Origin of the sequence: Haloarcula sp. CBA1127, from assembly GCF_001485575.1 — an archaeon.
GTDB lineage: Archaea > Halobacteriota > Halobacteria > Halobacteriales > Haloarculaceae > Haloarcula.
On record NZ_BCNB01000006.1, the window covers coordinates 551,166 to 574,871 of the forward strand.

General features: G+C 59.3%; 25 protein-coding genes and 1 tRNA gene. 12 read left to right on the forward strand and 14 right to left on the reverse strand.

The window, feature by feature from the left end; translation table 11 throughout:
• Positions 1–23 precede the first annotated feature (23 nt).
• From AV059_RS22020 to AV059_RS07445, 5 genes are all read left to right on the forward strand, one after another.
• Positions 24–170: a hypothetical protein gene (locus tag AV059_RS22020; protein WP_228841764.1), complete on the forward strand. Its 147-nt coding sequence runs from the start codon at positions 24–26 to the stop codon at positions 168–170.
• Between the two features lie 12 nt (positions 171–182).
• Positions 183–476 (forward strand): hypothetical protein, encoded by a 294-nt coding sequence (locus tag AV059_RS07430; protein WP_058993524.1) that lies wholly within the window; start codon positions 183–185, stop codon positions 474–476.
• Between the two features lie 92 nt (positions 477–568).
• Entirely contained in the window at positions 569–1,849 is a 1,281-nt protein-coding gene (locus AV059_RS07435; RefSeq protein ID WP_058993526.1) for a hypothetical protein, read from the forward strand.
• A 129-nt stretch (positions 1,850–1,978) separates the two neighbouring features.
• On the forward strand, positions 1,979–2,641 hold the full coding sequence (locus AV059_RS22025) for a hypothetical protein (protein WP_154021011.1): 663 nt from the start codon (positions 1,979–1,981) through the stop codon (positions 2,639–2,641).
• A 130-nt stretch (positions 2,642–2,771) separates the two neighbouring features.
• Positions 2,772–3,326, forward strand: a complete 555-nt coding sequence (locus AV059_RS07445) for a hypothetical protein (protein WP_058993530.1) — start codon at positions 2,772–2,774, stop codon at positions 3,324–3,326.
• 231 nt (positions 3,327–3,557) lie between these two features.
• Here AV059_RS07445 and AV059_RS07450 read toward each other — a convergent pair whose 3' ends face one another.
• The 5 genes from AV059_RS07450 to AV059_RS07470 all read right to left on the reverse strand — a co-directional run bounded on the left by AV059_RS07450 (position 3,558) and on the right by AV059_RS07470 (position 6,477).
• Complete coding sequence (locus tag AV059_RS07450) at positions 3,558–4,004, reverse strand: hypothetical protein (RefSeq protein WP_058993532.1); 447 nt, start codon at positions 4,002–4,004, stop codon at positions 3,558–3,560.
• A 374-nt stretch (positions 4,005–4,378) separates the two neighbouring features.
• Positions 4,379–4,483 (reverse strand) — tRNA-Arg (locus tag AV059_RS07455).
• A 54-nt stretch (positions 4,484–4,537) separates the two neighbouring features.
• The gene (locus AV059_RS07460; RefSeq protein WP_058993534.1) at positions 4,538–4,834 is read right to left on the reverse strand and encodes a hypothetical protein; all 297 of its coding nucleotides are present in this window, start codon (positions 4,832–4,834) and stop codon (positions 4,538–4,540) included.
• The gene (locus tag AV059_RS07465; protein WP_058993536.1) at positions 4,834–5,931 is read right to left on the reverse strand and encodes a DUF373 family protein; all 1,098 of its coding nucleotides are present in this window, start codon (positions 5,929–5,931) and stop codon (positions 4,834–4,836) included. The genes AV059_RS07460 and AV059_RS07465 overlap by 1 nt, the downstream gene beginning before the upstream one ends.
• Positions 5,932–5,976: 45 nt before the next feature.
• Positions 5,977–6,477: a phosphate-starvation-inducible PsiE family protein gene (locus AV059_RS07470; protein ID WP_058993537.1), complete on the reverse strand. Its 501-nt coding sequence runs from the start codon at positions 6,475–6,477 to the stop codon at positions 5,977–5,979.
• A gap of 126 nt (positions 6,478–6,603) precedes the next feature.
• Between AV059_RS07470 and AV059_RS07475 the strand changes: the two genes are divergently transcribed.
• Together AV059_RS07475 and AV059_RS07480 are read left to right on the forward strand one after the other, a co-directional pair.
• Positions 6,604–7,632, forward strand: a complete 1,029-nt coding sequence (locus tag AV059_RS07475) for a radical SAM protein (protein WP_050037293.1) — start codon at positions 6,604–6,606, stop codon at positions 7,630–7,632.
• A gap of 101 nt (positions 7,633–7,733) precedes the next feature.
• Positions 7,734–8,573, forward strand: a complete 840-nt coding sequence (locus tag AV059_RS07480; protein ID WP_058993539.1) for a hypothetical protein — start codon at positions 7,734–7,736, stop codon at positions 8,571–8,573.
• Here the strand turns inward: AV059_RS07480 and AV059_RS07485 are convergent.
• Positions 8,565–8,894 carry a hypothetical protein gene (locus AV059_RS07485; RefSeq protein WP_058993541.1) on the reverse strand — a complete coding sequence of 110 codons (330 nt, stop codon included), beginning with the start codon at positions 8,892–8,894 and terminating at the stop codon, positions 8,565–8,567. The genes AV059_RS07480 and AV059_RS07485 overlap by 9 nt on opposite strands.
• Positions 8,895–9,130: 236 nt before the next feature.
• The gene (locus AV059_RS07490) at positions 9,131–9,505 is read right to left on the reverse strand and encodes a hypothetical protein (RefSeq protein ID WP_058993543.1); all 375 of its coding nucleotides are present in this window, start codon (positions 9,503–9,505) and stop codon (positions 9,131–9,133) included.
• 272 nt (positions 9,506–9,777) lie between these two features.
• On the opposite strand from AV059_RS07490, the gene AV059_RS07495 reads away from it, so the two are divergent.
• The gene (locus AV059_RS07495; protein WP_058993545.1) at positions 9,778–12,132 is read left to right on the forward strand and encodes a methyl-accepting chemotaxis protein; all 2,355 of its coding nucleotides are present in this window, start codon (positions 9,778–9,780) and stop codon (positions 12,130–12,132) included.
• 38 nt (positions 12,133–12,170) lie between these two features.
• Here AV059_RS07495 and AV059_RS07500 read toward each other — a convergent pair whose 3' ends face one another.
• Positions 12,171–13,262 carry an aminopeptidase gene (locus AV059_RS07500; protein WP_058993547.1) on the reverse strand — a complete coding sequence of 364 codons (1,092 nt, stop codon included), beginning with the start codon at positions 13,260–13,262 and terminating at the stop codon, positions 12,171–12,173.
• 43 nt (positions 13,263–13,305) lie between these two features.
• Entirely contained in the window at positions 13,306–13,431 is a 126-nt protein-coding gene (locus AV059_RS22945) for a hypothetical protein (protein WP_004959992.1), read from the reverse strand.
• 159 nt (positions 13,432–13,590) lie between these two features.
• Between AV059_RS22945 and AV059_RS07505 the strand changes: the two genes are divergently transcribed.
• Positions 13,591–14,274, forward strand: coding sequence for a helix-turn-helix domain-containing protein (locus tag AV059_RS07505; protein WP_058993549.1), 684 nt, complete (start codon positions 13,591–13,593; stop codon positions 14,272–14,274).
• 57 nt (positions 14,275–14,331) lie between these two features.
• Here AV059_RS07505 and AV059_RS07510 read toward each other — a convergent pair whose 3' ends face one another.
• Positions 14,332–14,841 (reverse strand): metallophosphoesterase, encoded by a 510-nt coding sequence (locus tag AV059_RS07510; protein ID WP_058993551.1) that lies wholly within the window; start codon positions 14,839–14,841, stop codon positions 14,332–14,334.
• Positions 14,842–14,907: 66 nt separating this feature from the next.
• Between AV059_RS07510 and AV059_RS07515 the strand changes: the two genes are divergently transcribed.
• Entirely contained in the window at positions 14,908–15,879 is a 972-nt protein-coding gene (locus AV059_RS07515) for a cation diffusion facilitator family transporter (protein ID WP_058993553.1), read from the forward strand.
• Here AV059_RS07515 and AV059_RS07520 read toward each other — a convergent pair.
• Positions 15,858–16,610, reverse strand: a complete 753-nt coding sequence (locus tag AV059_RS07520) for a hypothetical protein (protein ID WP_058993555.1) — start codon at positions 16,608–16,610, stop codon at positions 15,858–15,860. The genes AV059_RS07515 and AV059_RS07520 overlap by 22 nt on opposite strands.
• 76 nt (positions 16,611–16,686) lie before the next feature.
• Here AV059_RS07520 and AV059_RS07525 point away from each other — a divergent pair, with 76 nt between their 5' ends.
• Positions 16,687–18,864 carry an ATP-dependent DNA helicase gene (locus AV059_RS07525; RefSeq protein ID WP_058993557.1) on the forward strand — a complete coding sequence of 726 codons (2,178 nt, stop codon included), beginning with the start codon at positions 16,687–16,689 and terminating at the stop codon, positions 18,862–18,864.
• 58 nt (positions 18,865–18,922) lie between these two features.
• On the opposite strand, the gene AV059_RS07530 is transcribed toward AV059_RS07525, so the two are convergent.
• The gene (locus AV059_RS07530; protein ID WP_058993559.1) at positions 18,923–19,402 is read right to left on the reverse strand and encodes a cupin domain-containing protein; all 480 of its coding nucleotides are present in this window, start codon (positions 19,400–19,402) and stop codon (positions 18,923–18,925) included.
• A gap of 64 nt (positions 19,403–19,466) precedes the next feature.
• On the opposite strand from AV059_RS07530, the gene serB reads away from it, so the two are divergent.
• Positions 19,467–20,129, forward strand: coding sequence for a phosphoserine phosphatase SerB (serB, locus tag AV059_RS07535; protein WP_255356110.1), 663 nt, complete (start codon positions 19,467–19,469; stop codon positions 20,127–20,129).
• A gap of 283 nt (positions 20,130–20,412) precedes the next feature.
• Here the strand turns inward: serB and AV059_RS07540 are convergent, their stop codons facing one another.
• Both AV059_RS07540 and AV059_RS07545 read right to left on the reverse strand, forming a co-directional pair.
• Positions 20,413–21,708, reverse strand: coding sequence for an O-acetylhomoserine aminocarboxypropyltransferase/cysteine synthase family protein (locus tag AV059_RS07540; protein ID WP_058993563.1), 1,296 nt, complete (start codon positions 21,706–21,708; stop codon positions 20,413–20,415).
• Between the two features lie 393 nt (positions 21,709–22,101).
• On the reverse strand, positions 22,102–23,670 hold the full coding sequence (locus AV059_RS07545; protein WP_058993565.1) for a DNA-directed DNA polymerase II small subunit: 1,569 nt from the start codon (positions 23,668–23,670) through the stop codon (positions 22,102–22,104).
• Positions 23,671–23,706 lie beyond the last annotated feature (36 nt).

Sequence of the window (23,706 nt, forward strand, 5' to 3'; positions counted from 1 at the left end):
ATCATCCGGAGAGAGATCACTGCATGAAATCGGGAACGATGCTTGCGTGGTCACCGAGGAAGGAAGCGTATTTCGAGGAAGAATACGACGCCGAGCAAGGCGTCTATATCAACGGTAGTGGCCCAACGGAGCCATCGACGAGTGCAGATGCAGAAACGAACGACGTGTAATCGCCCTTCACCATGACGATTCGTAAGACCGCCCGCTGGCAACGGAGTATCGATGACCGAATACTGGAACACCTTCGGGATGACTCGGTATCGACAGCCAGACAAATGGCTATCCGCGACAGTATTCATGCAACGGAAGCGCAGGTACAAGATCGTTGTCGGGTGCTGGCCGATGCCGATCTGGTGGCGTTTCTGACCGAGGATCAAGATTTCGTCGAGCTGACGACGGAAGGCGAGCAGTATCTGGAGGGAGAGATCGACGTAGAGTTGTATCCGTATCCGCGGCATCCGAAGGCGATGGAGTAGGCCGACCCGGTGGGTGGGTCGGTGGGTGAAGTAGAACGAACTGAAAAGTGGCGAAATGTTATATAACCTCAGAATAGACTGATATATAACTAATGAGTCAAGATATCACGTCTGTCGATAATGTATTTGGTATTACAAGAGAACTGCCGAAGAATTACGTTGGAAGAGACTCAGTTGATGGTAAATTAAATGAGGATTTGTCTAGAGGTAAGCATATAGTAGTGTATGGGAGTTCTAAGCAAGGAAAAACATGTCTTAGAAAACACTGTATTGATTCGGAAGAACAGATAACCGTTCAGTGTAGTAATAAATGGGAGCTAAAAGATATACACTCGACGATTCTTAAACAGGCAGGATACGAGATCACATTATCAGAGAAGAAGACGGTATCTGGCACACAAAAAATCAAAGCCCGCCTGTCAGCAGGAGTCCCACATTTCGGTGCAAGTTCTTCAGTAGAAGGCGAAAAATCGGAATCTACAGAGACAGAAACGAAAGAACTTGAGTTAGATCCAACCGATGTGAATGATGTAATAAGGGCGTTAAAAGAAATCGGGTTTGACAAGTATATTGTATTAGAAGATTTCCATTATTTGCCTGAAAACACACAGAAAGATTTTGCTGTGGCATTAAAAGCGTTCCACGAAGCATCACCGTTTTGTTTTATTATAGTTGGCGTTTGGCTTGAACAGAACAGGCTGATTGTACACAACGGTGATCTTACTGGCAGAGTCATCGCTGTAAACGCTGATGAGTGGAAACATAATCAACTGAGAAGGGTAATCGAGAAGGGGGAAAATATTCTCAATGTGAAATATGATCTGGATTTTAAGGACGAGTTGATAAACAATTGTTTTGACAGTGTATACATTGTTCAAGAGGCGTGTCGAAACGTCGCTCTTGAGGAAGATGTATCAGAAACACAGCCGGAACTTGAGAGATTGGCAAGTGATACTGATGCCAAAGATATAATTAACCAAGTTGTAGATGAGCAAAGCGCGAGGTATAGAGCGTTTATTAGGCAGTTTTCGGACGGATTTCAAGCTACGGAATTGGAAATGTACAAATGGATACTATATCCGATATTGGAGGCAGATACCGATGACTTAGACGATGGAATACTATATGCAGATCTTCGAGAGAAAATTCAATCAGAGCATCCTAGAGGGGACGATCTAAACCCAGGGAACCTGACACAAGCGCTCAAATCTACAGCCTCTCTACAGGTTGATAAGGATATTAAGCCGATCATCATGGACTATGACCAAACAAACAGGCGACTCAGTATTGTAGATAGAGGATTTTTGATTTGGTTAGATAATACAGAACGAACAGAGCTATTTGAACAGGCTGGCTTGAACGAAGTTATTTAATTATAGATATTTGGGTGTCTGAGTCGATTGCCGAAGCTTGGTAACTAAATAATAGAACCTTGAGATGGTATAAATATATGAATTCACCAATAAATTGAAGTGGATAGTTTTGAATTGTAAAACCACGTCATGAAACGCCGTGATGCGATTAAGGGTGGGTTGGTAACAATTCTTTCGACTGGTATTGCAGGTTGTGGAATCCTTGGTGGGAGTGGTGTCCAAGATAGCGACGGTGACGGAGTAATTGATTCAGAAGACTATGCACCGCAAGACTCTGATGTACAGGAGAAATCTGATATTAGCGGTTCAGATAGCTCTCAGAGTTCCGGTCCTAAGACAGATACAGGATCAAACTCGGAGAGTGAGCTAATCGGAACTGCTGTCGGGAAATACAAAGCAGGGTATCAGGGAATGCAGAGTAGCAAGGATCTTCTCGGCACAGCTATCGATTCCTATGGACAGGAGAACTACGGGCTAGTGGAGATGACTTTGGAAGGGTTTGAGCAAGACATGAGTGCGTTTTCTGATGCATTTGGTGAAGCCGCTTCAGCTGCGGACGAATTGGGAGAATCCGAAGTTCAGCAATCAGCAATTGCGGGTCAGAACGAGATCGAGCATCTAGTGAGTGCAGCCGATAATGTTCGAGGTGCAGCAAAGGATGCCAAGAATGAAAACTGGGATGATTCAGATGCTAAGTTAGCTCAAGCACAGACAGCAATCAAGAGTGCAGAGAATCGGCATAGGGAAATGATGGAGCCAAGTGCTGTTGAGTCCAGATTGATGGACATCTGAATGAATTACTAACTGTGAATAAGTTGCAGGTAGGTAGTAAAAATTGAAAGAGACATGGAATGGTATTTTGATAGGATTAAAATATCGTTAGGAAGGACTATTCGATATGGAGAGTTCTCTACGATAGCTTATGTCCTCTAATGAAAACTCAAAGGAGATACCTCAAGAGAAATTGTTTGACATACTGGGGAACAGACGAAGGCGAATAGCAGTCCATCTTCTTCAAGAAGAGGGTGCAATGAGTATGACTGATTTGGCGGAGAGAGTTGCTTCAATAGAGTTTAATTCTTCTGTAGAGAATCTTGAAGGAAAGGAAAGAAAGAGAGTTTATGTGGCATTATTTCAGACACATGTTCCGAAACTTGAAGAAGTTGGACTTGTAGAATATGATCAAGATCAAGGCTTTGTGGAAGCCACGGATGTTCTACTAGATTTACAGTATAATGTCAGGGTTGAGAAGGGAAAAACGGATAAGATATTCTTCACGATAAGAGGGATTATTGTAATCATTACTTCTTTTGTCATTATATCTACGATAAGCCCAAGTATCACCGGTGTTGAAATTGGTACACCATCTCTTGCGGTGATTATGATACTTATTTCAATTACACTATCATTGACCTATTATGCTGAGAAGCTGAGTGGTCCGAATATTTCAGATATAGATTTCAAGGAGAATGTATAGATGGCGGACGATATAACCCTCAAATCACTGTTAGAGATATTATCTCATAATGTTTTAATGATAGCCATTGCTTTTAGTATTGCCTCTGGTCTGATTTTTCAGATCAATCCAGATATTAGCAAATCACTGGGTCTTACTTCGGGTATTTTGGTTTTAATATCAGCAGCGGTATATCGGCTATCTAACCATTGAGGAGTTAACAGTTCATAGAATACAGCAGGTCAAAACGTATTATCCATTTGGCCCATTATCCAATAAGAGGTCCAATAATTCTCCCCATGCAACATCCTTCTCGAATAGTCCTGCTCGAAGGTTCCACGCCCACGGCGCAGCATCGTCAGGATCGTATCCAGTCGCCTTCTCGATTTCATTTAAACTCCCGCCGAACAGTCTGTCAGTCGGTGCGTCAGCATCGGCAGGCCACGTCTCGAAGAACTCAGCGCTCTTCTTGGCCGCTTTGTACATTGCCAAGGTTGAGAGACGCTTACGCTCAGGATGGAGGTCCTTCCCGGTGTGGACAACAACAGCTTCCATGTCGACGCCGATCTTCGCGTAGCGCTTTGCCAATGGCGTGTACTGCTCGGCCACCTCTCGGCGGTTCGTTCGGGCATCAAAGTGTGTCGAACCTTCGTCGATCAGGATGGCCTTCGGTCGGTCGCGATGTTCGAGCAGCTGCACGGCGAGATCGTGAGCTGACGTGACGACGATATCCGTCTGTTCCCACGTCCGGACGTTCGAGAGTACCAGGAGATCATCGAGGTCGAGCGACCGCAGCGTGATCAGGAGGATAGCCGTGTTGGTCTTGCCCGTATTCGGGTTGCTCGCAGCAGTTACGAACTCCGTTGTTCTCGATCTGGTTCACCGTATTTGATTCTAAAAGCAGTAAGCCAGCAGTTTATCGACGGACACGGTGGGATTCTCACTCGACAGCGAGACTCGCTGGCTCACGGCGACGCCGTTCATACCGTGATTCTCACTGTGCTCGAACCATACACGCTTGTCCCGCGCAGTTCGAATCCGGTGCCGCTACGGCTCACCTTGTCCGCAGATAACGGGCACGGTGGGATTCGAACCCACGACCGTCGGATGTCTTCCCCCGATGGCAGCGCCAGCGGAGATAGAAGTCCGACGCTCTATCCGGGCTGAGCTACGTGCCCTCGCTACCGTATATTTCCGGCGGTGACAAAAGAAATGCGGAACACGGTCATCGGTCAGTCATCGCTGTCGAGGTCTTCTTCGACGTCGTCGGCCGTCGTGATAGCGTTCACGTTGCCGGTCTGAATCGCTGTCAGGCCAGCCAAGTCACAGAGGGCGTCGATTTCGTCCTGTGTCGTCGAGACCAGCAGGTCGTCGAACTGGAGGTGGCGCTCGACGGTCGCGCCGGCGGCTTCCGCGGCGGTGGCGACGCGCTCGGGGTCGGCATCGTCGGCCGTTTCGAGAACCAGATCGACAGGCTCGCCGTCGATTGGGTCGGCGCGTAGACTCTCGACGGCACGGGAAACGTACATTACTCCGATGAGGGACCGCCTGGGCCTTGGTTGTGCTGTTCGGCGCGGTCGAAGCGGGCCTCCGCGACAGCGAAGCCCAGCGTACTGACAAGCCCGAGCAGCGTCCCACCAGTGAGCATTATAGCGAGGTATTCCAAGTCCTGCACCCCGAGAAAGAAGGCGCTGACAGCGTGTAACACGAGAGCAATCGAGAGGACGTAGAAGGGGGCGTTGAGATACCGCCAGCGGAAGCTCCCGTCAAGGTACTCGTCGGTCACGCGGCCGAGGCTGGAGGTGATGCCAGCGGCGGCGAACCACTGAATCGCGCCGGAGACCAGCGACGCGATAACTTCCAGTGCGTCGGGGTCCGTTTGCCGTTCGAGTTCCTGTACGCCGCTGACGCCGCCGATAGCGAGCAGTGCGGCCGCGACGACGTAGGTGATGATTGTCACGCGCCCGGCGTACAGTCCAGACGTCGTCCGCTCAACCGCTTCGTCCAGTATCTTCTCAGCGCCGAGGCCCCGGGCGAGGATATAGAGCCCAAGCAGGCCGGAGATAACGCCCAGCGCGGAGCCGGGGTAGCCCAGTGCTTCGATGGCGATTGTCAGCGGGTAAATCAGCAGGAGGATACCCAGCGGAACCAGTATCGTCCCGCGAGTCTCTGGGTCATCCAGCACCTGTTTGATGGTGTAGTACATCGATTCGAGGTTCTGGGCCTGCCGGACGACGACGCGACGAACGCCGTCGATTTGGACCCGCGAGCGGATAACGGGGACCACCGACTCGTCCTGTGCGCCGTCGGTGACGATGAGCGCCCGCACGTCCTCGCTGGCCGCCAGCGACGCGAGAACGGTATCGACCTCCTCGCCGACTGCCCGGTTGGCGGCGACATCGCTCCCGTCGACGCCGGTGACGGCTGCGACTTCGACCGGCTCGTCGGTGATGTCGTCGTAGATGTGGACGCCCTCGAACAGGACGTTCACGTCGGAGTCCTCCGGGTCGTTCGAAGCCAGCGCCACCGCTGCGTCTACGACGGCATCGCGCCCGATGACTGGCGTCTGGATGCCGGTCTTGCGGCCGAGGTCGTCGTCGAGATCGATACACAGCACCAGCAGCATCTATCGGCGCTACGCCGCCTGTGTTTAACTTCTTTCGGGACCGCCTCACCCTGTTTCCGACAGCGTCCCGCGGGTCCGGCGTTCGACGAGCAACAGCGCCGCAAGACCGAGAATAATGAGCGTGTACGCCGCTGCGGCGGTGAGCGCGGCCTGTTCGGAGCTGTACTCACCGGTGCGGAAGATGATGGCCTTCCGGACCATCGCGATGACGCCCGTGTAGATGACCAGGCGGACGATGCGGCGCGTCTCGCTTTCCTGCGTGTACGCGACGACGGTCTGGTACACCTCCACGATAATGAACAGGAGGAGGGCCGTGTCGATGAAACCAACAACGACCAGCGGGTCGGTGATATCGCCACGAAGTGCGCTCTGGAATATCTGGAGCGTCAGGTCGAAGACGCCAATAGCAAAGAGAAGGACCAGTACCAGCGCCGCGATGACTTCGACGTACCGGATGAGCGACTCGCTGACCCCCAGCACTCGATCGTCGAACGACTCCGCTTCCGGCAGTGGCCCGCCCACGGGGTCGGCGTCCTCGTCATCCATACGCACAGAACGGACGCCGGCCCATTCAAAGCGGTCCCCATCTGGCGTGGCCCACCCCATGCCGTCTTATCCCACGCTGGGTCAGATGCGCACGCTTTTTCCCGCTGGGAGCGGTGGCTAGAGACAATGATTTCCGAGGGCTGCGAACAGTGCGCCAAAGGCGGCAAGATGGTGCTGTTCGTCTACGGCTACTGCGACCAGCGAGACTGCTTCTACTGTCCCCTCGGGGAAAACCGCAAGAACGTCACCCAGATGTACGCCAACGAGCGTCCCGTCGAGGACGACTCGGACGTCATCGAGGAAGCCAAGCGCATGAGCGCGCTGGGCACCTCAATCACGGGTGGCGAACCCCAGGAAGTGCTCGACCGGACCTGTCACTATCTGGAACTGCTGAAAGACGAGTTCGGCGAGGACCACCACACGCACCTCTACACCGGCATCCCTGGCGGCCGCGAGAATATGCGCCGCCTCTCGGAAGCCGGCCTCGACGAGATCCGCTTCCACCCGCCGCTGGAGCAGTGGGGCGACCTCCACGGCACCGAGTGGGAGGACATCCTCTACATCGCCCGCGAAGAAGGACTGACGCCGGCCTTCGAGATTCCGGGCATCCGCGCCGAGGAGGAGTTCCTCGAATTCCTCGACGAGGGCGCAGCCGACTTCTGTAACATCAACGAGTTCGAGATGTCCGACGGGAACTACCGCCGGATGCAGGAGGAAGGCTTCGAACTGAAAGAGGACCACATGAGCGCCGTCGAGGGGTCCCACGATATTCTGGAGAAGATGGGCGACCACGAGAAGGTGTACTTCTGTACGAGCGTGTTCAAGGACGCCGCCCAGCACCGCTCGCGGCTCAAGCGGATGGCCCGCAACATCCGCCGTCCGTTCGACGACGTGACCGACGACGGGACGCTCGTCTACGGGAAGGCGTGGACCTCTGAAGCGCGACTCGAAACCCTCGGCGTCCCCGAGGAGTACTACACCGTCAAGTCCGAGCACGTCGAACTCGCCTGGTGGCTGCTGGAGGAGATGGTCGAGGAGGGCGATGTCGAGAAGGGCGAAATCGTCGAGCAGTACCCGACCTACGACGGGACGGTCGTTGAACGGACGCCGCTGTCGAACGGTGCTGACGCCGGACGAGCGACGGCCGACGACTAGCGACCCAGTTCGGTTTGTCTTCTCGGTTGCCGCAATTCGCGGGCCTGCACTGTCCAGCCGTGGCTTTATTTATCAGCTAAGAGAAATGCCGGTGACCCTCCATGCGCCTTGCTATCGACAGCGGTAAGCTCCTGTACGCACTCGGTGTCCTGTTCGCCGCAACGGCGCTGCTGTATTTCGTCCGCGATGTTGTGTTCGACCTCTCGATAACGGTGAAAGCGGCGCTGCTGTTGCTGGGCTTTATTGCGCTGTTCGTTGCGGGTGTGGCCCTCGAGCGGGACGTGCTAGATGTCGTCGCCTTCGCTCTCAGTGGCGTGACCTACGTCGTGTTCGTCGGCTACGTCGTCGTTCGGTATTCGCCGGGCGAGACGGGGACGTTCCTGTTGCTCGCCGCGTCCGCGGGGCTGTTCGTCGGGCTCGGCTACGCGCTTCGGGCAGGGATTCCGACGCCGTCGCGGCGAACGGCAGCAGCCGCCCTCGGTGGCCTCCTCATCGTGAGCGCCGTTCTCGTGGGAGCCGACGCGCTCAGCGGCGGGGTGACCTACGATGTGCAGACAAGCGAGTCGGTCACCGTGTCGGTCCCTGAGACAGAGCGAGGAGGTGGCGGGTACGCACCCGTCAGCAGGCAGATCGGAACGGTTACCGCTTCGAACCCGTCACCGTTCCTGCGGGCACTCAACCCCCCGACCGTCTCAAGCTGTCTCGTCGGACCTGCCGAGAACCCCCGGGAGGACGTGTGGGTGGATGTAGATAGAGACTGGGACGAAGATACACTCGCCGGGTCGACCACGAAGTCCTACGCAGTGACGGGCGAGTTCCGACTGGACACGAACCGCACCGGACAGGTAACGTTCGCCATCGAGCGAGGCAGCGACTGCAGCGTCGTTCGGTCCGAACCGACGATAGCGATTCAGGTCGACGAAGGCGACTCGTTAGACTGATTCCTCTAGTTCTGTGAGACACGACTGACAGTAGCTGGCGTCTTGCATGTTCGGCGTGCCGCAGGTGTCACAGGTCACGACCGACATCTTTGTTTCAGACAGCAGTGACGCCTCAGCGTCGGTGAGCACGTCGACTGGCCAGTCAGGTCCAGTCGGCGACTGGTCCTGCATCTCGGCACGCTGGTGGGCCTGCTGGATGAGTTCGTCGTCACGCATCGCTTCGAGGCCGCGCCACAGCCCCAGAAACAGCAACGTCGGCGCGACGATGACGAACAGGCCAGCGATGACGCGCAGCGCCAGTTCCACCTGGCCGAGTGGCATACGGTCACAATGGGCTGGAACGTCGAGTATCCTTCGCCGCATCTGTCGGTTCGTGGGCTGTCAGGCCACGTCGACGCCTTCTTGCCCCGTCTTCGTAACGGCGAGGTCTGCGTGGCCCTCTCGTGGGCGTCGCCGGTCCAAGGCCCGTATGTTCTCCGTTTGACGGCATCACCACACCAATAAACGCTCTCATCATCGTCGAGACGGATATCGAGAAGCCGTATCTGGACTGACCGTCAGTACTGGTACAGCGAAACGACAAAGGGGAGCCTGTTGTACATCCATATCGCCAGCGGCAGGCCGACGATTGTTAACGATAGCGCGTACGCGATGCCAGTCCAGACCCCACTGGCCCACCAGCCGACGAAGACGAACCAGACCGCGCGGCTGGGCAGTGAGTGTTGCGAGCCGCCATCACTCTCCGTGACGAGCCGGTCGCGTCGCTTGAGCGTCAGCACCAGCGGTACCTTGTTTATCATCTTGATGCCCAGCGGGAGACCGATGAGTGTGACGTTCAGGAACCACGCGACCGAGAGCCAGATGCCGGTCACCCACCAGCCGACGAGCAGAAACCACGCCGCCCGAACGAGGAGGGACCGCTGTTCACTCATAGCGGCACTACCACACCTGCCGGCATAAGTTTCCGGTTCGAAGGGAGACGACCGCGTCAGCAAGCGGACAGCTGCGGTGGTCCTCTTCTATCGGTATTGAATCTGAAAATGTTCGAGCGTCTTCGAGAATTGTGTAATCGAGCAGAGGATTCAGAGAGTGGCATTTCAACCCGTCTATCGCCAAATTTCGGTCGAAATATTCGTATATATCTCTGTCAGTAACCCTATATATCTCGTAGTTTTTTATACGATAACTGGAAATCGCCGAACGAATGGTGAGCCAAGATTTCCGTTCCCGAGTCGCCCACCTCGTCCCGGCCGCTGTGCGAGGGAGCTTCGTCCGGAAGTTCGTGGCCGCGGTGCTGGTGGCGGTCCTGGTTGCCGGAGGAATCGGAGCGGTGTTCTACACCGAGACGACGCAAACGCTTGACCAGCGCGTAGAGACACAGGTCGTCTCGACCGCCGAGTTACAGGCTGACGGCCTCGACAACTGGGTAGACGGCTTCCAGCGCCAGACCCGCACGCTCTCGTCGGTCAAAGAGTTCCAGAACGGGCAGCCGGGCGTCATCAAGGACTACCTCTTGCTCGAATCGGACGACCTCACGTCCGAGTTCGTGGCCGTCCACTACGTCCAGGCTTCCGACGGCACGGTAGAAGCGAGCACCGCAAGCGGCGTTAGTGGGGAGACGCTGGCATCTCTCGGCGTCCCGTGGGGCGCAGATATGGCGGCCATCGACGACGAGACCGACACGCCAGGGAGCGTCGTCGTTCCGGAGGAGCCCTACCGGTCACCGGTGACAAACGACAGCGTTCTGGCGTTCGTCAGCTCCGCGCCACAGAACACAGAACACGTTGTCGTCGTCGAGGCCAACCTCTCCGCCCGCACCGAATCGTTCCGCGGGTCGCTGGCCGACAGCGAGACGACGATTGTCGGACCAGCGGGCGCGGCCGTCGTCGGCAACAGTGTGCCGGGGGAGACCGCCGCGACGGTCACGGACGATGGAACCAACGGCTTTACCCAGTCATCTGAGACAGTGTACGGGTACGCGAGCCTCGATAGTATTAGGTGGACAGTCGTGACGCAGGTTCCGGTGTCAAGCGCCTATGCCCTCCGGAACCAGATCGCGACCAGCCTCCTCCTGACGCTTGTGTCCGCGGTGGTGGTCCTCGGCGGCGTGACCATCGCGATGAGCAGGCGCTCGGCGACAGTCCTCTCAGAGCTCGCCGAGACAGCCGACGAGATGCGCGCTGGCGACCTTGACGTGACGCTCGACACGTCCCGTTCTGACGAGATCGGCCGGCTGTTCGACGCCTTCGACGAGATGAGGGAGTCGCTCCGCGAGCAAATCGCTGACGCGGAGGCAGCCAGGGAAAACGCCGAATCCGCCAAGAGCGAGGCCGAGTCGGCAAAACGAGAGGCCGAAGCGGCTCGTGAGGCCGCGGAGGAACTCAGCGATAGCCTCCAGAACCGCGCCGAGGACTACGCCGAGGTCATGGCCGCCTGTGCCGACGGCGACCTGACAGCGCGGATGTCGTCCGACGCCGACGCCGAGTCGATGGCCCGGATCGCAACAGCCTACAACGACTTGCTCGACGAGTGGGAAGACACCATCCGCGAGGTCCGGTCGTTCAGCGAGGCCGTCGACACCGCGAGCGAAACGGTCTCGGAGAACGTCGACGCGGTTCAGGACCGCAGCGCCAGTGTGAAATCCTCGGCCGCGGAGATGGCCGACGGGGCGGCGACACAGTCGGAGAAACTCGAAACCGTCTGGACGGAACTAGAAGACCTCTCGGCGACCGTCGAGGAGGTGTCTACCGCCGCCGACACCGTCAGGAACCGAGCTGACGAAGCCCTCAGTCGGTCACAGAGTGGGCGAACGGCCGCCGAGCGGGCGGCGACGGCTCTCGACGATATCGAGCGGTCGACCGGCGAGACCGTCGCACAAGTCGAAGAACTGGACGCGCTGATGGGGGGAATCGAATCCGTCACCGACCTCATCACCAATATCGCTGACCAGACGACGATGCTCGCGCTGAACGCCAACATCGAGGCCGCCCGCGCCGGAAACGGGGGCGATGGCGACGGCTTTGCCGTCGTCGCCGACGAGGTGAAGACGCTGGCCGACGAGACGGTGGCTGCGACTGCTGACATCGAAGCCGCTATCGGCGAGATGCGTCAGCAGGTCGAGCGCACCGTCGACGAAATGCACGCCACCCAGTCGAAAGTCGACACTGGAACGGAGACCGTCAGCGACGCCCTCGATGCGTTCGACAACATCGTCGGCGATATCGAGGACGCGACCAGCGGGATGCGAGAGATCGACCGTGCGACCGACGAGCAGGCTGAGTCGACACAGGAGGTCGTCTCGATGGTCGAGACAGTCGGCGACATTAGCGACGACACGGCTGTCGAAGCGGCCGCCGTCGCCGACGCGGCGACCGAGCAGGTCGGGGTCGTCGACGACGTTGAGTCCTCCGTCGCGCAACTCTCGGACCGCGCCACCGACCTCGGGCAACTGCTGGAAACGTTCACCCTCGACGAACCCGGCAGTATTGACAGCGGGACCGACGTGTTTGAGACAGCGCCCGAGAACCACATGGGGACAGAGTCAACCGGGGACGACTGAGCGATTAGCGCCCGGCAGACGACGTTTGCGGTCGGTCCTCAGTCCTCAAATCCATCCTCGAAGACAAACGTCCCGTTTCGCTGGACGACTTCGCCATCGACTTCAATGAACGAGTCCTCGCTCATGTCGACAATCATGTCCACGTGGACGGCCGACTCGTTTTGTTCGTTGTCCTCGCCAACTGTCTCGTCGTAGGCTCGCCCTACTGCCATATGGACGGTATCGCCCATCTTTTCATCGAACAGCATATTGTAGGAGAACTGGTCGATATCCCGGTTCATTCCGATACCCAGTTCGCCGAGTCGGCTCGCACCGTCATCAGTTGACAGCACCTCTGTCAGAAGCTCCTCGTTCTTGCCGGCGCTGTGCTCGACGACTTCACCGTCCTCGAACCGGAGGAAGACATCAGTCACTTCCCGGCCCTGATGGTACAGCGGCTTGTCGAACAACACCTCACCCTCGACGCTATCGGGGACTGGCGCAGTGAACACCTCGCCGCCGGGAAGGTTCTTCTCGCCGTAGTCATTGAGCGTCTCGTTACCGGTGACAGACATCGTCACGTCCGTTGTCTCCCCGGAAACGATGCGGACCTCGTCGGCGGGGTCCAGAATCTCGACCATCTGTGCCTGATGCTCGCGGACAGCGTCCCAGTCTTTGAGGACGGCATCCCAGACGAAGTTCTCGTACCCCTCCGTGGAGGTCTGGGCGAGCTGGGCGTTGGCGGGCGCGGGGTACTGTGTGAGACACCAGGTCTTCGAGAGACGTTCGTTCAGGAGCGGCTGCTGGGACTGCTGATAGGCGGCCGTCGTTTCGGGGTCGACGTCGCTGGTCTCGGTGACGTTGTCGCTGCCCTTTATTGCGATGTAGGCGTCCATCTCCTCGTACAGCGCCTCAATGTGGCTGGGCGTCTCGAACTCGTCCCGGTTGCGGAGATAGGCGCGACGGAATCGCTCGCCGAGGCGATCCTGCACGACAAGCGGATTTGCGCCACGGTCGGCGGCGAACTCGTGTAGCGCGGTAACGAGATCCGCAGCTTGCGGGTGAGCGTCGATAACGAGGTTGTCGCCTTCGCTCAGGTCGATAGAGTGGTCGACGATGACTTCCGCGTGTTCGCGGATACGTGGGTCCATACAGATACGCACCACCGACGCCCCCTAATCGTTACCCTCCCGGCTACTTCTTCTTGCTCTGCTGGAACCCCTCTTTGAAGCCCTGGAAAGTCCGGCGGAGCATCAGATACATAAAAAAGAAAAACAGGAGCACAGCAGCGAGGAGTGCGTACGTGAGCAGGTCAGCCATACCGGCGGTTGTCGAGCCGACATCAAAGTCCTTTCGGGAGTCGCGCCTTCGGGCGTCTACCGGACGATATTGGAGGGTAAAATACGGGTTTGACCGATAGCTACAACGACCACTGTGCCTTGGCAAAGACTCATAATCCCATAGAACATACAGATAATCATGTCGTTGCTGCCCTCTCGGGACCCGGCGACCCCGGACGCCGAACCCCGAGTTATCGGTGTCGACAGTGATGACGCGGACGACGTGCTGTCGGCACTCTCGGCAGAGACAGCGCGTAACTTACTGTCAGAGCTAAACAAGGAGCCAGCACCGCCGTCAGAGCTAGCCGACCGGGTGGATACGTCGCTACAAAACGCCCAGTACCACCTGAAGAAACTCAAGAACGCCGGTGCGGTCGAGGTCGTCGACACGGCGTACTCCGAGAAAGGCCGTGAGATGGACGTGTTCGCGCCGGCCAACCAGCCACTCGTCATCTGTGCCGGTGACGAACAGGAGACGTCGGGACTGCGGGCAGCGCTGGCGAACATCATCGGCGGTCTCGCGATCATCGGCTTCGCCAGCCTGCTGATCCAGCAGGTGTTCGGGAGCGGGCTTGGATCGCTGTTCGGTGGCCCAACAGTGTCGACCGGGAGTGCTGACACTGGCGCCCGGGATCCGAGTTTTTACGCCGAGAACGCGACCGTGACCGACGGGGGCTTCGAGGCCACTGCGGGCGCACTCGATACCGCCGCACAGGGCGGTGCAGAGGCCGCCGCCGCTGCGATTCCGCCGGGACTGGCGTTCTTCGCCGGCGGCGCGTTCGTCATTGCCGGCATGGCGGCGCTGTGGTATATGCGCCAGTAGCGCGGATTCGGTTCACTGTGACGCGAGCTTTTGGCGGAAAGTTACAGTGTAACTGTCTTACCGTTCGATAATAGTCGTCGAAATCGGCGTCCCGTCCGGGGAGCGAAGACGGACGCGAGCGTCACCAGCCATGACATCCAGTTCCGCGTGGGCCGGCTGGTATCGCCGCGGGTCGGCGTAGCTGCCCGGATTGACGAGCGTCCAGCCGCCAAAGTCGGTCAGGACAGGCTTGTGTGAGTGACCGACGACGACGATATCGGCGTTTTCCTGCCGAGCGAGCATTCCGAGGGCGGTTTCGGTGTGCTCGTGCCCGTGCACAATAACGATGGTCAGCCCCTCCCAGGAGACGGTCGCAACGTCGGAAAGGCGGCCCCTGACTGCCGGTCTGTCGTTGTTCCCGACAACGCCGGTCAGTTCGTCGCATTCGGCGTCGATGGCATCGAGGACCTGCTCGGTCATGAAATCGCCCGCATGGAGAACGTGGTCGGCTTCGCGGACGGCGTCAAGCGTCCGACCTGTCAACCGATGGTCGTTCGTTCCGTGCGTGTCTGAGATAGCAGTGAGCATACTGCCGGTAGTGGAGCCAGGTATAAATCCAGAAGCATTTTGCGTCATGAATGTGACGGAAAAATAATGGCAGGGAGCAAGTCAGTCGTCATCGCTGCACTGATAGCCAACGGCGCGATTGCGATTCTGAAGTTCTTCGGCTTCCTTCTAACGGGGAGTGCCGCGATGTTGTCAGAAACGTACCACAGCATCTCTGACACCGGGAATCAGGTGTTCCTGCTTATCGGGATTCGGTTCAGCGAGCGGGAGCGCGACCGTCGCCATCCCTTTGGCTACGGCAAGGCACAGTTCTTCTACAGCTTTCTCGTCTCTGTGTTCCTGTTCGGCATCGCTGGGTGGGAGAGCGCAAAACACGGCTATAACCAACTGACTGCCGGCGGCCATGGTGGCGGCGGACACGCCGGCGAGGCGGTCGAGTTCCTGTTTTTCTCCTTCCAGCCCCCAGCGTGGCTGGACCCGCTGTGGGTCAATTACACCGTCCTCATCGGCGCGTTCGTGTTCGAAACGTACGCGCTGATAAAGGCCCGCGCCGAGATGAAACGCCAGATCGACCGGAACAACTGGTCGGGGTACCGCGAGGCCTTCCGCAAGACCAGCGACGTGACGACGCTGACCGCGCTGACTGAGGACACCATCGCGCTCGCGGGGATCGTCATCGCACTGGTCGGGCTGGTCCTCGAGCAGATGACCGGCAACCCATTTTTCGACCGGATCTCCGCACTACTCATCGGGATCATGCTGATGGGCTTCGCTCTGGCGCTAGCCTGGGAGAACAAGCGCCTCCTGCTGGGGGAAAGCCTCCCAACAGACGAGGAACAGCGCCTCCGTGACATCGTCATGCAGAACGAACACGTGGACGAAGTCATCGGCTTCCGGACGGTCTACTTCGGGCCGAACGAGGTCATCGTCTTCGCAGATCTGCAGTTCGACCCAGCGCTGGACACGGAAGCAATCGATGACGAGATAACGACGCTTGAGTCCGCGATGCAAGACACCAACGGCGACATCAGGAAAGTCTACATCGAGCCAGAGCTGTAGGGGTCGTTCTCTGCGAGCCACCACGGAATCGGGACGCGCTCAATATCGGTCGTGACTGTCACTGTCGTGTCGATATCCGGCCGGTCCGGTCGTCGTTCGGTGTGTTCGACGTATCTGATTACCCCCTGCCGGTCGACGTACAGCCGCGACCGTCCGATTTCGGACCCGTTCTCGGTGGTCGGTGTCTCAACTGTGTTCGTCATGGCAAGAACAGCGACAGGCCGTCCGTTCCACCGGACGGAGTCCACCTGCCGATACGCAGTATCCGACAGGAGCTGTCGGAGCAGGTCAGTCCCGGCCGGTGAGGCGAGCAGCGACGTGTTCGATGTCGCGGGCGTGGCGGCGTACGGCGTGTCGGGGTCATCGCGAACGTTGGTGTACACCGTCCCGTTGGCGAGAACCACGTCGTCGGATATCGGTCCGAACCGCCGCCGGACGCGCCGAATCTCCCGCTCCCGGTCAATCCAGACATCGAGCGTGTTCTGTGGCCCCGCCTGTTCGACATGGCGGTGGAAGCTCCGGGTCGCCAACGCCTGTTCATGACGGTCCAGTAGTCGAGCCACGTCGACCGTTCCGTCACTGGTTGGGACCGCCACCGTCGCCTCCGGCGTGTTAGTGGGGACGGGCACTGGCGTCACCGGGTCGCTGTCGTCCGCCGTTGGGCCAGCCGGAAAGACGCCGGAACAGCCCGCGAGAAGCGTGATACCGACGGCGAGCGTGACGCGCCACATATGGTTCTGGAAGGGCGCTCGTGGCAAGTAGCTGTGGGGGCGAACCCTTTTGCCGGTGAACGGCCAATCGGGGCACGTGGCAACGACGGACGACGGCTACATGCGGTTTTTCCCCTTCGAGGAGCCGTACGACCATCAGCAGGAGGCGATGGGAACGATATACGACGCGCTCGATGAGGGCCGTGACGTGCTGTTCGAAGGGGCCTGCGGGACCGGAAAGACGCTCGCGTCGCTGGTCCCCGCGCTAGAACACGCCCGCGAGACGGGCAAGACCGTCGTCATCACGACGAACGTCCATCAGCAGATGCGCCAGTTCGTCGAGGACGCCAGAGCGATTACCGATCAGGAACGCCTGCGAGCGGTCGTCTTCCGGGGGAAAGGGTCGATGTGTCACATCGACGTAGACTACGAGGAGTGTCAGGCGCTCCGGGACACGACCCGTGATCTGGTCGAGGTCGAAAGCGACATCGCCGAACTCGAACAGCGCGAGGGGGAACTCCTTTCTGATGGCCAGGCTGGCAGCAGCGAGGCAATGGAGGCCCGCAACGCCGTTGTCGAGGAACTCCGGGACCTGCAGGACGAGCGCGAGGATATCGAAACCGAGCGCTCGACCTGTGACCACTACTACCGAAACCTCACCGTCGACACCAGCGAGTTCTATTCCTGGCTGTTCGACGACGTTCGGACGCCCGACGACGTGTACGAGTACGCCCACCAGCAAGGGCTGTGTGGCTACGAACTACTGAAGGAAGGAATGGACGGCGTCGACCTCGTCGTCTGTAACTACCACCACTTGCTGGACCCGACCATCCGCGAACAGTTCTTCCACTGGATTGGGCGCGACCCCGAAGACATCATCGCCGTCTTCGACGAGGCCCACAACGTCGAGTCGGCCGCCCGCGACCACGCCCGGCGGACGCTTACCGAGAACACGCTCGACCAAGCGCTGGACGAGCTCGACAACGAGGAGGACGCCCGGACCGACGCCGCAGCGAACGTCATCGAGACGTTCCGGGACGCACTCGTCGAGGCCTACGAGGATTCCTTCGGGTTCGGCGGCCGCGAGGCCGTCGACGACCACTGGGACGACATCACCATCGCTAACGACGACCGGAAAGACGACCTGACACTCGCCTTCCTGCAGGGCTACACCGGTCCCGGCTTCCACGAGGAGCTAGACCACGCGCTGGCCCTCGGCCGGGACCTCGACGCCCGCTATCAAGAGGCGTTCAAAGAGGGCGACCTGGACACCAGAAAGGAGTGTCAGACCCTGCAGGCCGCCGGTTTCATTTCCGACTGGCTCGACGAATCAGACGACACCGGCCAGTACCCCGTCGTCAGCGTCCGCCGCGACGAATCGACCGACGATGTGTATGGCCGCGCGGAGCTGTACACCTGCATCCCCGAAGAGGTCACTCGCGACCTGTTTTCTGACCTCCATGCCGCTGTGTTGATGAGCGCCACGCTCCGTCCCTTCGACGTGACCGAGAACGTCGTCGGGGTCGAGGACCCGGTGACGATGGCCTACGGGGCACAGTTCCCCGAGGCGCGCCGCCGGACCTACGCCGTCGACGGCCCGGCGCTGTTTTCCAGCGAACGGGACAACCCACAGACCCAGCAACGCATCGCACGCACGCTCGAAGACATCGTCCGCTTCACGCCCGGGAACACGCTCGTGTTCTGTCCGTCCTACAGCGAGGCCGAGCGCTATCATGACATGACCGCTGTGAGCGCGACCCGATATCTTGACAAGCCGGGTACGCAAGCTCGTGACCTCCGAGAGGCCTTTACCGACGGCGACGACGGCGTTCTCTACACCTCGCTGTGGGGGACACTGGGCGAGGGCGTGAGCTACGACGGCGACGATGCCCGAACCGTCGTGGTTGTCGGCGTCCCGTACCCGCACCTCGACGACCGGATGGACGCCGTACAGGACGCCTACGACGTGGCCTTCGGCGATGACGAGGACGATGCGGGCTGGCGCTACGCCGTCGAGATTCCGACAATTCGCAAGACAAGGCAGGCCCTCGGGCGTGTGGTCCGTTCGCCGGACGACTTCGGCGCACGTATCCTGCTTGACAAGCGCTACACTGAAGCCGCCGAGATGGAGATGCACGACTACGCCGTCCGTGGGACCTTTCCACCAGAGGAACGCCGCGAGATGGTCGATATCGGCCCCGAGAAGCTCAAGTTCGCGATGCTGAATTTCTATCAGGACATGGACGCCTACGACGGCCCGCCACCGAAGCCCTGAGACGGGTCGGAACGACTGTTACAGTCCGGTTCTAACACTCGGTTACGACCACGAGCCGCTAGAGGTCCGGTTCAAGTTCGGTGCCACAGTCAGGACAGACCAGCAGGAAGCCCTTGTCAGCCGGTTCCAGCGCGAGGACATCGCTATCACACTCTGGACAGGGCTGTGCGACGCGGCCCTCGGTCGAGTCCCTAGGCGCACCGAGTGCCAGCGCGACCACCCGGTCGTCGCTTTCGTTCCGACCCTGCTGATACTCTCCGGGCGCGAACCGGACGACTTCGTCGGGCCCGACGGTGACCATCTCACTCTCACCCGCGGGGTCAGTCCGGTGTTCGAAGGTGGCGGTGCCCTCAACGACGTAGAACACCTCTTCCTGGTCAAGATGTGCGTGTAATCCGCCCGAGAAGGCCTCGCCAGGGTCCAGAACATACCGGTTGATTGCGACGTCCGTCGTTCCCAGCGGGTCCGCAAGCCCACGCCGGTCAACGTCGCCACCCATCGCCTGTGGTTCGATTTCGTCGACGGAGACGTGCTCCATACGGGGACAGTAGCAGGGAATACACAAAAATAAACCCCAGTTGGTCGGCTGGAAACCGGATGTTTTGAAACCCTCCACACGAAACTCGCGGACAATGCTAGTCGCCTTCGACTTCGACGGGACGCTCTCCGACTCGGAGATGACGGTCCTGCTCGGGAGCCAGAACGGGACGGCCGAGGACATGGCCGACATCACCGAGCGCGCGATGAACAACGAAATCGAGTACGCCGAGAGCCTCCGCCAGCGGTGTGCGCTGCTGGAGGACCTCCCGGACGAGCAGGCTCAGGCGGCCTTCGACGAGGTCGCCCTGCGGCCCGGCGCGGCGGAAGTCATCGAAGCCCTGCGGAACGCCGGCGTCTACGTTGCGATTCTCACCGGCGGGTTCGAGCGCGGCGTCGAAGCTGCACTCGAAACGGAGGGGGTCGAGGTCGACGCTATCGTCGCAAACCGACTGCCAGTTGAGGCGGACAAACTGACCGGCGAGGTCCGCGGGCCGCTCATCTCCGGCACGAAAGACGACGCGATGGAGGTCGTGACCGCCGTTACTGGAGAAGACCGCGACACGACTGTCGCCGTCGGCGACGGGGCCAATGACCTGCCGATGCTCGAAGTCGCAAATCTGGCTATCGGCTTCGACCCGAAACCAGCCGTCGCACCGTCGTGTGACACGTCGGTCGAGACAATGGACGAACTGTACGACCTGCTGGAAGCCGAGGCAATCCTGTAGCGACGCCTTCGTTTTCGCACATAGAAATCGCTACCAAGTGTTCTCGTCGTTATACGGCGGTTGAAAGGTTGAACGAGGGAGTGGCACGCTCCCCACGGATGCGAGCAGTCGTTGTCGGACCAATGACAGAGTATGGTTGAGCGTGAACCGACGCGTGCTCGCTATCGGCGACGGTTCATTGAATACATTATTCTCTCCCGTAATAAGCCTAATGAACAGGTGAATTATTGCAGAACATCGGGACGGTCGTCCAGAAATGTTCCGAAAAGTACTGTATCTTTGGTTAGTTGGTTGCCTGGCCGATTGCCTGATCGAGGTCGGCTTTGATGTCCTCAACGGACTCGGTGCCGACGGAGAGACGGACCATGTCGTCGGTGACGCCGGCGGCAGCCTTTTCCTCGTCAGTGAGTTGCTGGTGGGTGGTCGAGGCCGGGTGGATGATAAGCGTCTTCGCGTCGCCGACGTTTGCCAGCAGAGAGGCGATTTCCGTCGATTCGACGGTCGTTCGGGCAGCATCGTAGCCCGCGTCGAGGCCGAACGTTATCATGCCGCCGTAGCCGCCGTCGAGGTACTTGCTGGCGGTGTCGTGCGTTTCGTGGTCTTCGAGGCCAGGGTAGGTGACCCACGAGACCTCGGGGTGGTCCGCGAGGAACTCGGCGACGCCCATCGCGTTGTCGCAGTGGCGGTCCATCCGTGCGGGCAGCGTCTCTAGGCCCTGCATCGTCTGCCACGCGTCGAAGGGAGACTGCTGGCAACCCAGATCGCGGAGACCACGGGCGATGGCAGCATAGGTGAAGGCTGCGTCCTCGAATCGCTCCCGGAAGTTGACGCCGTGGTAGGCTGGGTTGTCGCCGGCGATTTCGGGGTACTTGTCGGCGTGTTCCTCCCACGGGAAGGAACCCCCGTCGACGAGAACGCCGCCGACGGTGGTGCCGTGGCCGTGAATCCACTTCGTCGTGGAGTTCCAGACGAGGTCGGCCCCGTGTTCGATTGGGTTGCAGAGGTACGGTGTTGCGAACGTGTTGTCGACGAAGAAGGGGACGCCGTGGTCGTGGGCGATCTCGGCGAGGCGCTCGAAGTCGGGCGTCACGAGCGACGGATTGCCGATGGTCTCACAGTGGACATAGGCCGTGTTTTCGTCGATGGCCTCAGCGTAGGCGTCGTAGTCGAGCGTGTCGACAAAGCGCGTCTCGACACCGTTGCGCGGCGCAGTGTGGGTGTAGTAGGTGTAGGTGCCGCCGTACAGTGACGACGCCGTGACGACGTTGTCGCCGACATCTGCGAGCAGGAAGGTTGCGAGGTTCAGCGACGCCATCCCGGAGGCCGTGGCGACCGCGCCGACGCCGCCCTCCAGCGCCGCCAGCCGCTCCTGCAGCATCCCAACGGTGGGGTTCATCAGCCGCGAATAGATGTGACCCGGCTTCTCCAATGCAAACTGCTTGGCCGCGTCTTCGGCGTCCTCGAACACGTATGAGGTGGTCTGGTACAGCGGCGGCGCACGCGAGCGGGCCTCGGCGTCCGGCTCCTGCCCGACGTGCAGCGCGTCGGTTTCGAATCCGTGGTCTTGGTCGTCACTCATACTCTTTCGTTTTACCGGACGGGTCTTAATTGCGCCTCAATCGGTGAGGCCCGCCACTGCTACGAGATACCGGTGATTCTTCGCGCCGTTTGCAAACAGATTTGGGTACAGTAGACCGAATAGAGCCGTTATCGTGCTTATACATAAACAGGTTGACGGCTTCTGGCCGGGAACGAGTGGTGCGACGGCTGTCGCACCCGGAGCGACCCGGGGAAGGGCAGGCTTGCATTAGTGAGCTTCTGACATAGCTGACGAGCATACCGCGCGCCGACGGGGCGCGGTTTCTCCGGAATCGCAGAGCGATTCCGGCCTTTTTCGCCCACGTTTTTCGAGGAGCCGTCCCACAGCGCGCTCGTAGAGCGCGCGAGGAACGGCGACACTGAAAAAGGTGGTTTAGCTGAACTTCCGGACCGTCATATCCAGCGTATCAAGGTCCAAAATCGGCGCGAAACCGGCGTCAGGGTCGATGTTGACACTTTTCTGGAATTCAGTCTGGGCCTGCCAGCAGCCGGAGTTCAGGGCAACGACGTTGTGATACTCGCCCCAGCCGAGTTTGTGGACGTGGCCGGTGTGGAACACGTCGGGCACCTCTTCCATGACCAGATAATCGCGGTCCTCGGGAGCGAGTCGGGTGTGGCCGCCGTACTGCGGCGCAACGTGGCGCTTCTTCAAGAGCTGGTACATCGCCTTGTGTGGCTCCTCGTAGCTGGCCTCCTCTTCCGGGAGTTCGGCGATGACTTCGTCGAGCGAGACGCCGTGGTACATCAGCACCGTGACGCCCTCAACAGTGACCAGCGAGGGGTTTGAATGGACCTGGGCGTCGTGGGCACTCATGATATCCCGGAGTTCCTCGTCGAAGCCGGGCTGGGGTTCGGCCAGCCGAACGGCGTCGTGGTTGCCCGGGATCATCCGGATTTCCATGTCAGCCGGGACTTCCTTGAGGTACTCCGAGAACGCGCGGTACTGGTCGTAGATATCGATGATGTCCAGTTCCTTGTCCTGCTCGGGATAGATGCCGACACCTTCGACCATGTCGCCGGCGATGAGCAGGTATTCGACGTGCTCGGCCTCCGGCGTGTGGAGCCAGTCGGTGAAGCGGTGCCAGGCGTCCTCCATGAACTCCTGACTGCCGACGTGGACATCGGAGATGAGCGCCGCCTGAACGTGGCGGTCGGCGGTCGAGGGGCTGTGCGTTCGGGGCACGTCCGGGAAGTACAGCGAGTCGACGAACAGGATGCCAGCGTCGTCGGCCAGCGTCCCCTCGACGGCGATAACCTCGTCCATGAGCAACTGCTGGACGAGGTCGGCGATAGGGCGGTCTTTCATGACCAGGCAGGGGAATGTCCCGTTCGTGTCTTCCAGTTCGACCAGCCAATGACCGCTGGCGGTCGAGCGGATGTCAGAGACCATGCCGATCAGCGCCGCGTCGCTGCCACCGCCCATGTTCTCGATGGCGTCGGTCGGTCGGTGGTTCACTCTGCCGCGCAGTTTGCCCGCCAGTTTCTCGTAGCGGTCCCGGAACACCGCGACGAAGTCCGAGTATTCGCCGGTCCCAGTTGACTGGCCGGTCATGTCGTTCGCAACGTCGATAGCTCGAAGGGATGTGTCCACGTCCCGTGACCCCCCCGTTTCAGGTGGAACTGGGGCACCCGGTTCGGTCGACGTGGTTTCGTCATTTCCAGTTGAAACGGAGGGGTGTGACTGGGCCGGAGCGCCGGTCATTTCATTTCCGTGGTCTGGCTCGGTATTCGACGTTCCGTCGCCGCTTTCTATCGCTTCAACCACAGATTCGACATGGTCGGTCGTCAGCTTCAGTGCTTCATCGGGGAGCGTTTCGAGTGCGCGTTCCAGCGTCGCCGACGGATCTCGGGTGTCGGCGATCCGAGTCACTGCCTCGCGTTCCGCGTTATAGCCGCGGCTCGCGAGTTCGCTGACGATGCGTGCCGGCGTCTCCAGAGGCACGTTCCACACTCCGTGTCTGTGGGCAAAAGGATAGCG

What these genes read in the sequence shown, in the direction of transcription:
- AV059_RS07530 (WP_058993559.1), bottom strand. Translation starts at nt 19,402, where the DNA reads ATGGAGCACGTCTCCGTCGACGAAATCGAACCACAGGCGATGGGTGGC.
- AV059_RS22020 (WP_228841764.1), top strand. Translation starts at nt 24, where the DNA reads ATGAAATCGGGAACGATGCTTGCGTGGTCACCGAGGAAGGAAGCGTAT.
- AV059_RS07435 (WP_058993526.1), top strand. Translation starts at nt 569, where the DNA reads ATGAGTCAAGATATCACGTCTGTCGATAATGTATTTGGTATTACAAGA.
- AV059_RS07480 (WP_058993539.1), top strand. Translation starts at nt 7,734, where the DNA reads ATGCGCCTTGCTATCGACAGCGGTAAGCTCCTGTACGCACTCGGTGTC.
- AV059_RS07485 (WP_058993541.1), bottom strand. Translation starts at nt 8,894, where the DNA reads ATGCCACTCGGCCAGGTGGAACTGGCGCTGCGCGTCATCGCTGGCCTG.
- AV059_RS07460 (WP_058993534.1), bottom strand. Translation starts at nt 4,834, where the DNA reads ATGTACGTTTCCCGTGCCGTCGAGAGTCTACGCGCCGACCCAATCGAC.
- AV059_RS07515 (WP_058993553.1), top strand. Translation starts at nt 14,908, where the DNA reads ATGGCAGGGAGCAAGTCAGTCGTCATCGCTGCACTGATAGCCAACGGC.
- AV059_RS07475 (WP_050037293.1), top strand. Translation starts at nt 6,604, where the DNA reads ATGATTTCCGAGGGCTGCGAACAGTGCGCCAAAGGCGGCAAGATGGTG.
- AV059_RS22945 (WP_004959992.1), bottom strand. Translation starts at nt 13,431, where the DNA reads ATGGCTGACCTGCTCACGTACGCACTCCTCGCTGCTGTGCTCCTGTTT.
- AV059_RS07445 (WP_058993530.1), top strand. Translation starts at nt 2,772, where the DNA reads ATGTCCTCTAATGAAAACTCAAAGGAGATACCTCAAGAGAAATTGTTT.
- AV059_RS07520 (WP_058993555.1), bottom strand. Translation starts at nt 16,610, where the DNA reads ATGTGGCGCGTCACGCTCGCCGTCGGTATCACGCTTCTCGCGGGCTGT.
- AV059_RS07430 (WP_058993524.1), top strand. Translation starts at nt 183, where the DNA reads ATGACGATTCGTAAGACCGCCCGCTGGCAACGGAGTATCGATGACCGA.
- AV059_RS07540 (WP_058993563.1), bottom strand. Translation starts at nt 21,708, where the DNA reads ATGAGTGACGACCAAGACCACGGATTCGAAACCGACGCGCTGCACGTC.
- AV059_RS07465 (WP_058993536.1), bottom strand. Translation starts at nt 5,931, where the DNA reads ATGCTGCTGGTGCTGTGTATCGATCTCGACGACGACCTCGGCCGCAAG.
- AV059_RS22025 (WP_154021011.1), top strand. Translation starts at nt 1,979, where the DNA reads ATGAAACGCCGTGATGCGATTAAGGGTGGGTTGGTAACAATTCTTTCG.
- AV059_RS07510 (WP_058993551.1), bottom strand. Translation starts at nt 14,841, where the DNA reads ATGCTCACTGCTATCTCAGACACGCACGGAACGAACGACCATCGGTTG.
- AV059_RS07495 (WP_058993545.1), top strand. Translation starts at nt 9,778, where the DNA reads ATGGTGAGCCAAGATTTCCGTTCCCGAGTCGCCCACCTCGTCCCGGCC.
- AV059_RS07490 (WP_058993543.1), bottom strand. Translation starts at nt 9,505, where the DNA reads ATGAGTGAACAGCGGTCCCTCCTCGTTCGGGCGGCGTGGTTTCTGCTC.
- AV059_RS07470 (WP_058993537.1), bottom strand. Translation starts at nt 6,477, where the DNA reads ATGGATGACGAGGACGCCGACCCCGTGGGCGGGCCACTGCCGGAAGCG.
- AV059_RS07500 (WP_058993547.1), bottom strand. Translation starts at nt 13,262, where the DNA reads ATGGACCCACGTATCCGCGAACACGCGGAAGTCATCGTCGACCACTCT.
- AV059_RS07505 (WP_058993549.1), top strand. Translation starts at nt 13,591, where the DNA reads ATGTCGTTGCTGCCCTCTCGGGACCCGGCGACCCCGGACGCCGAACCC.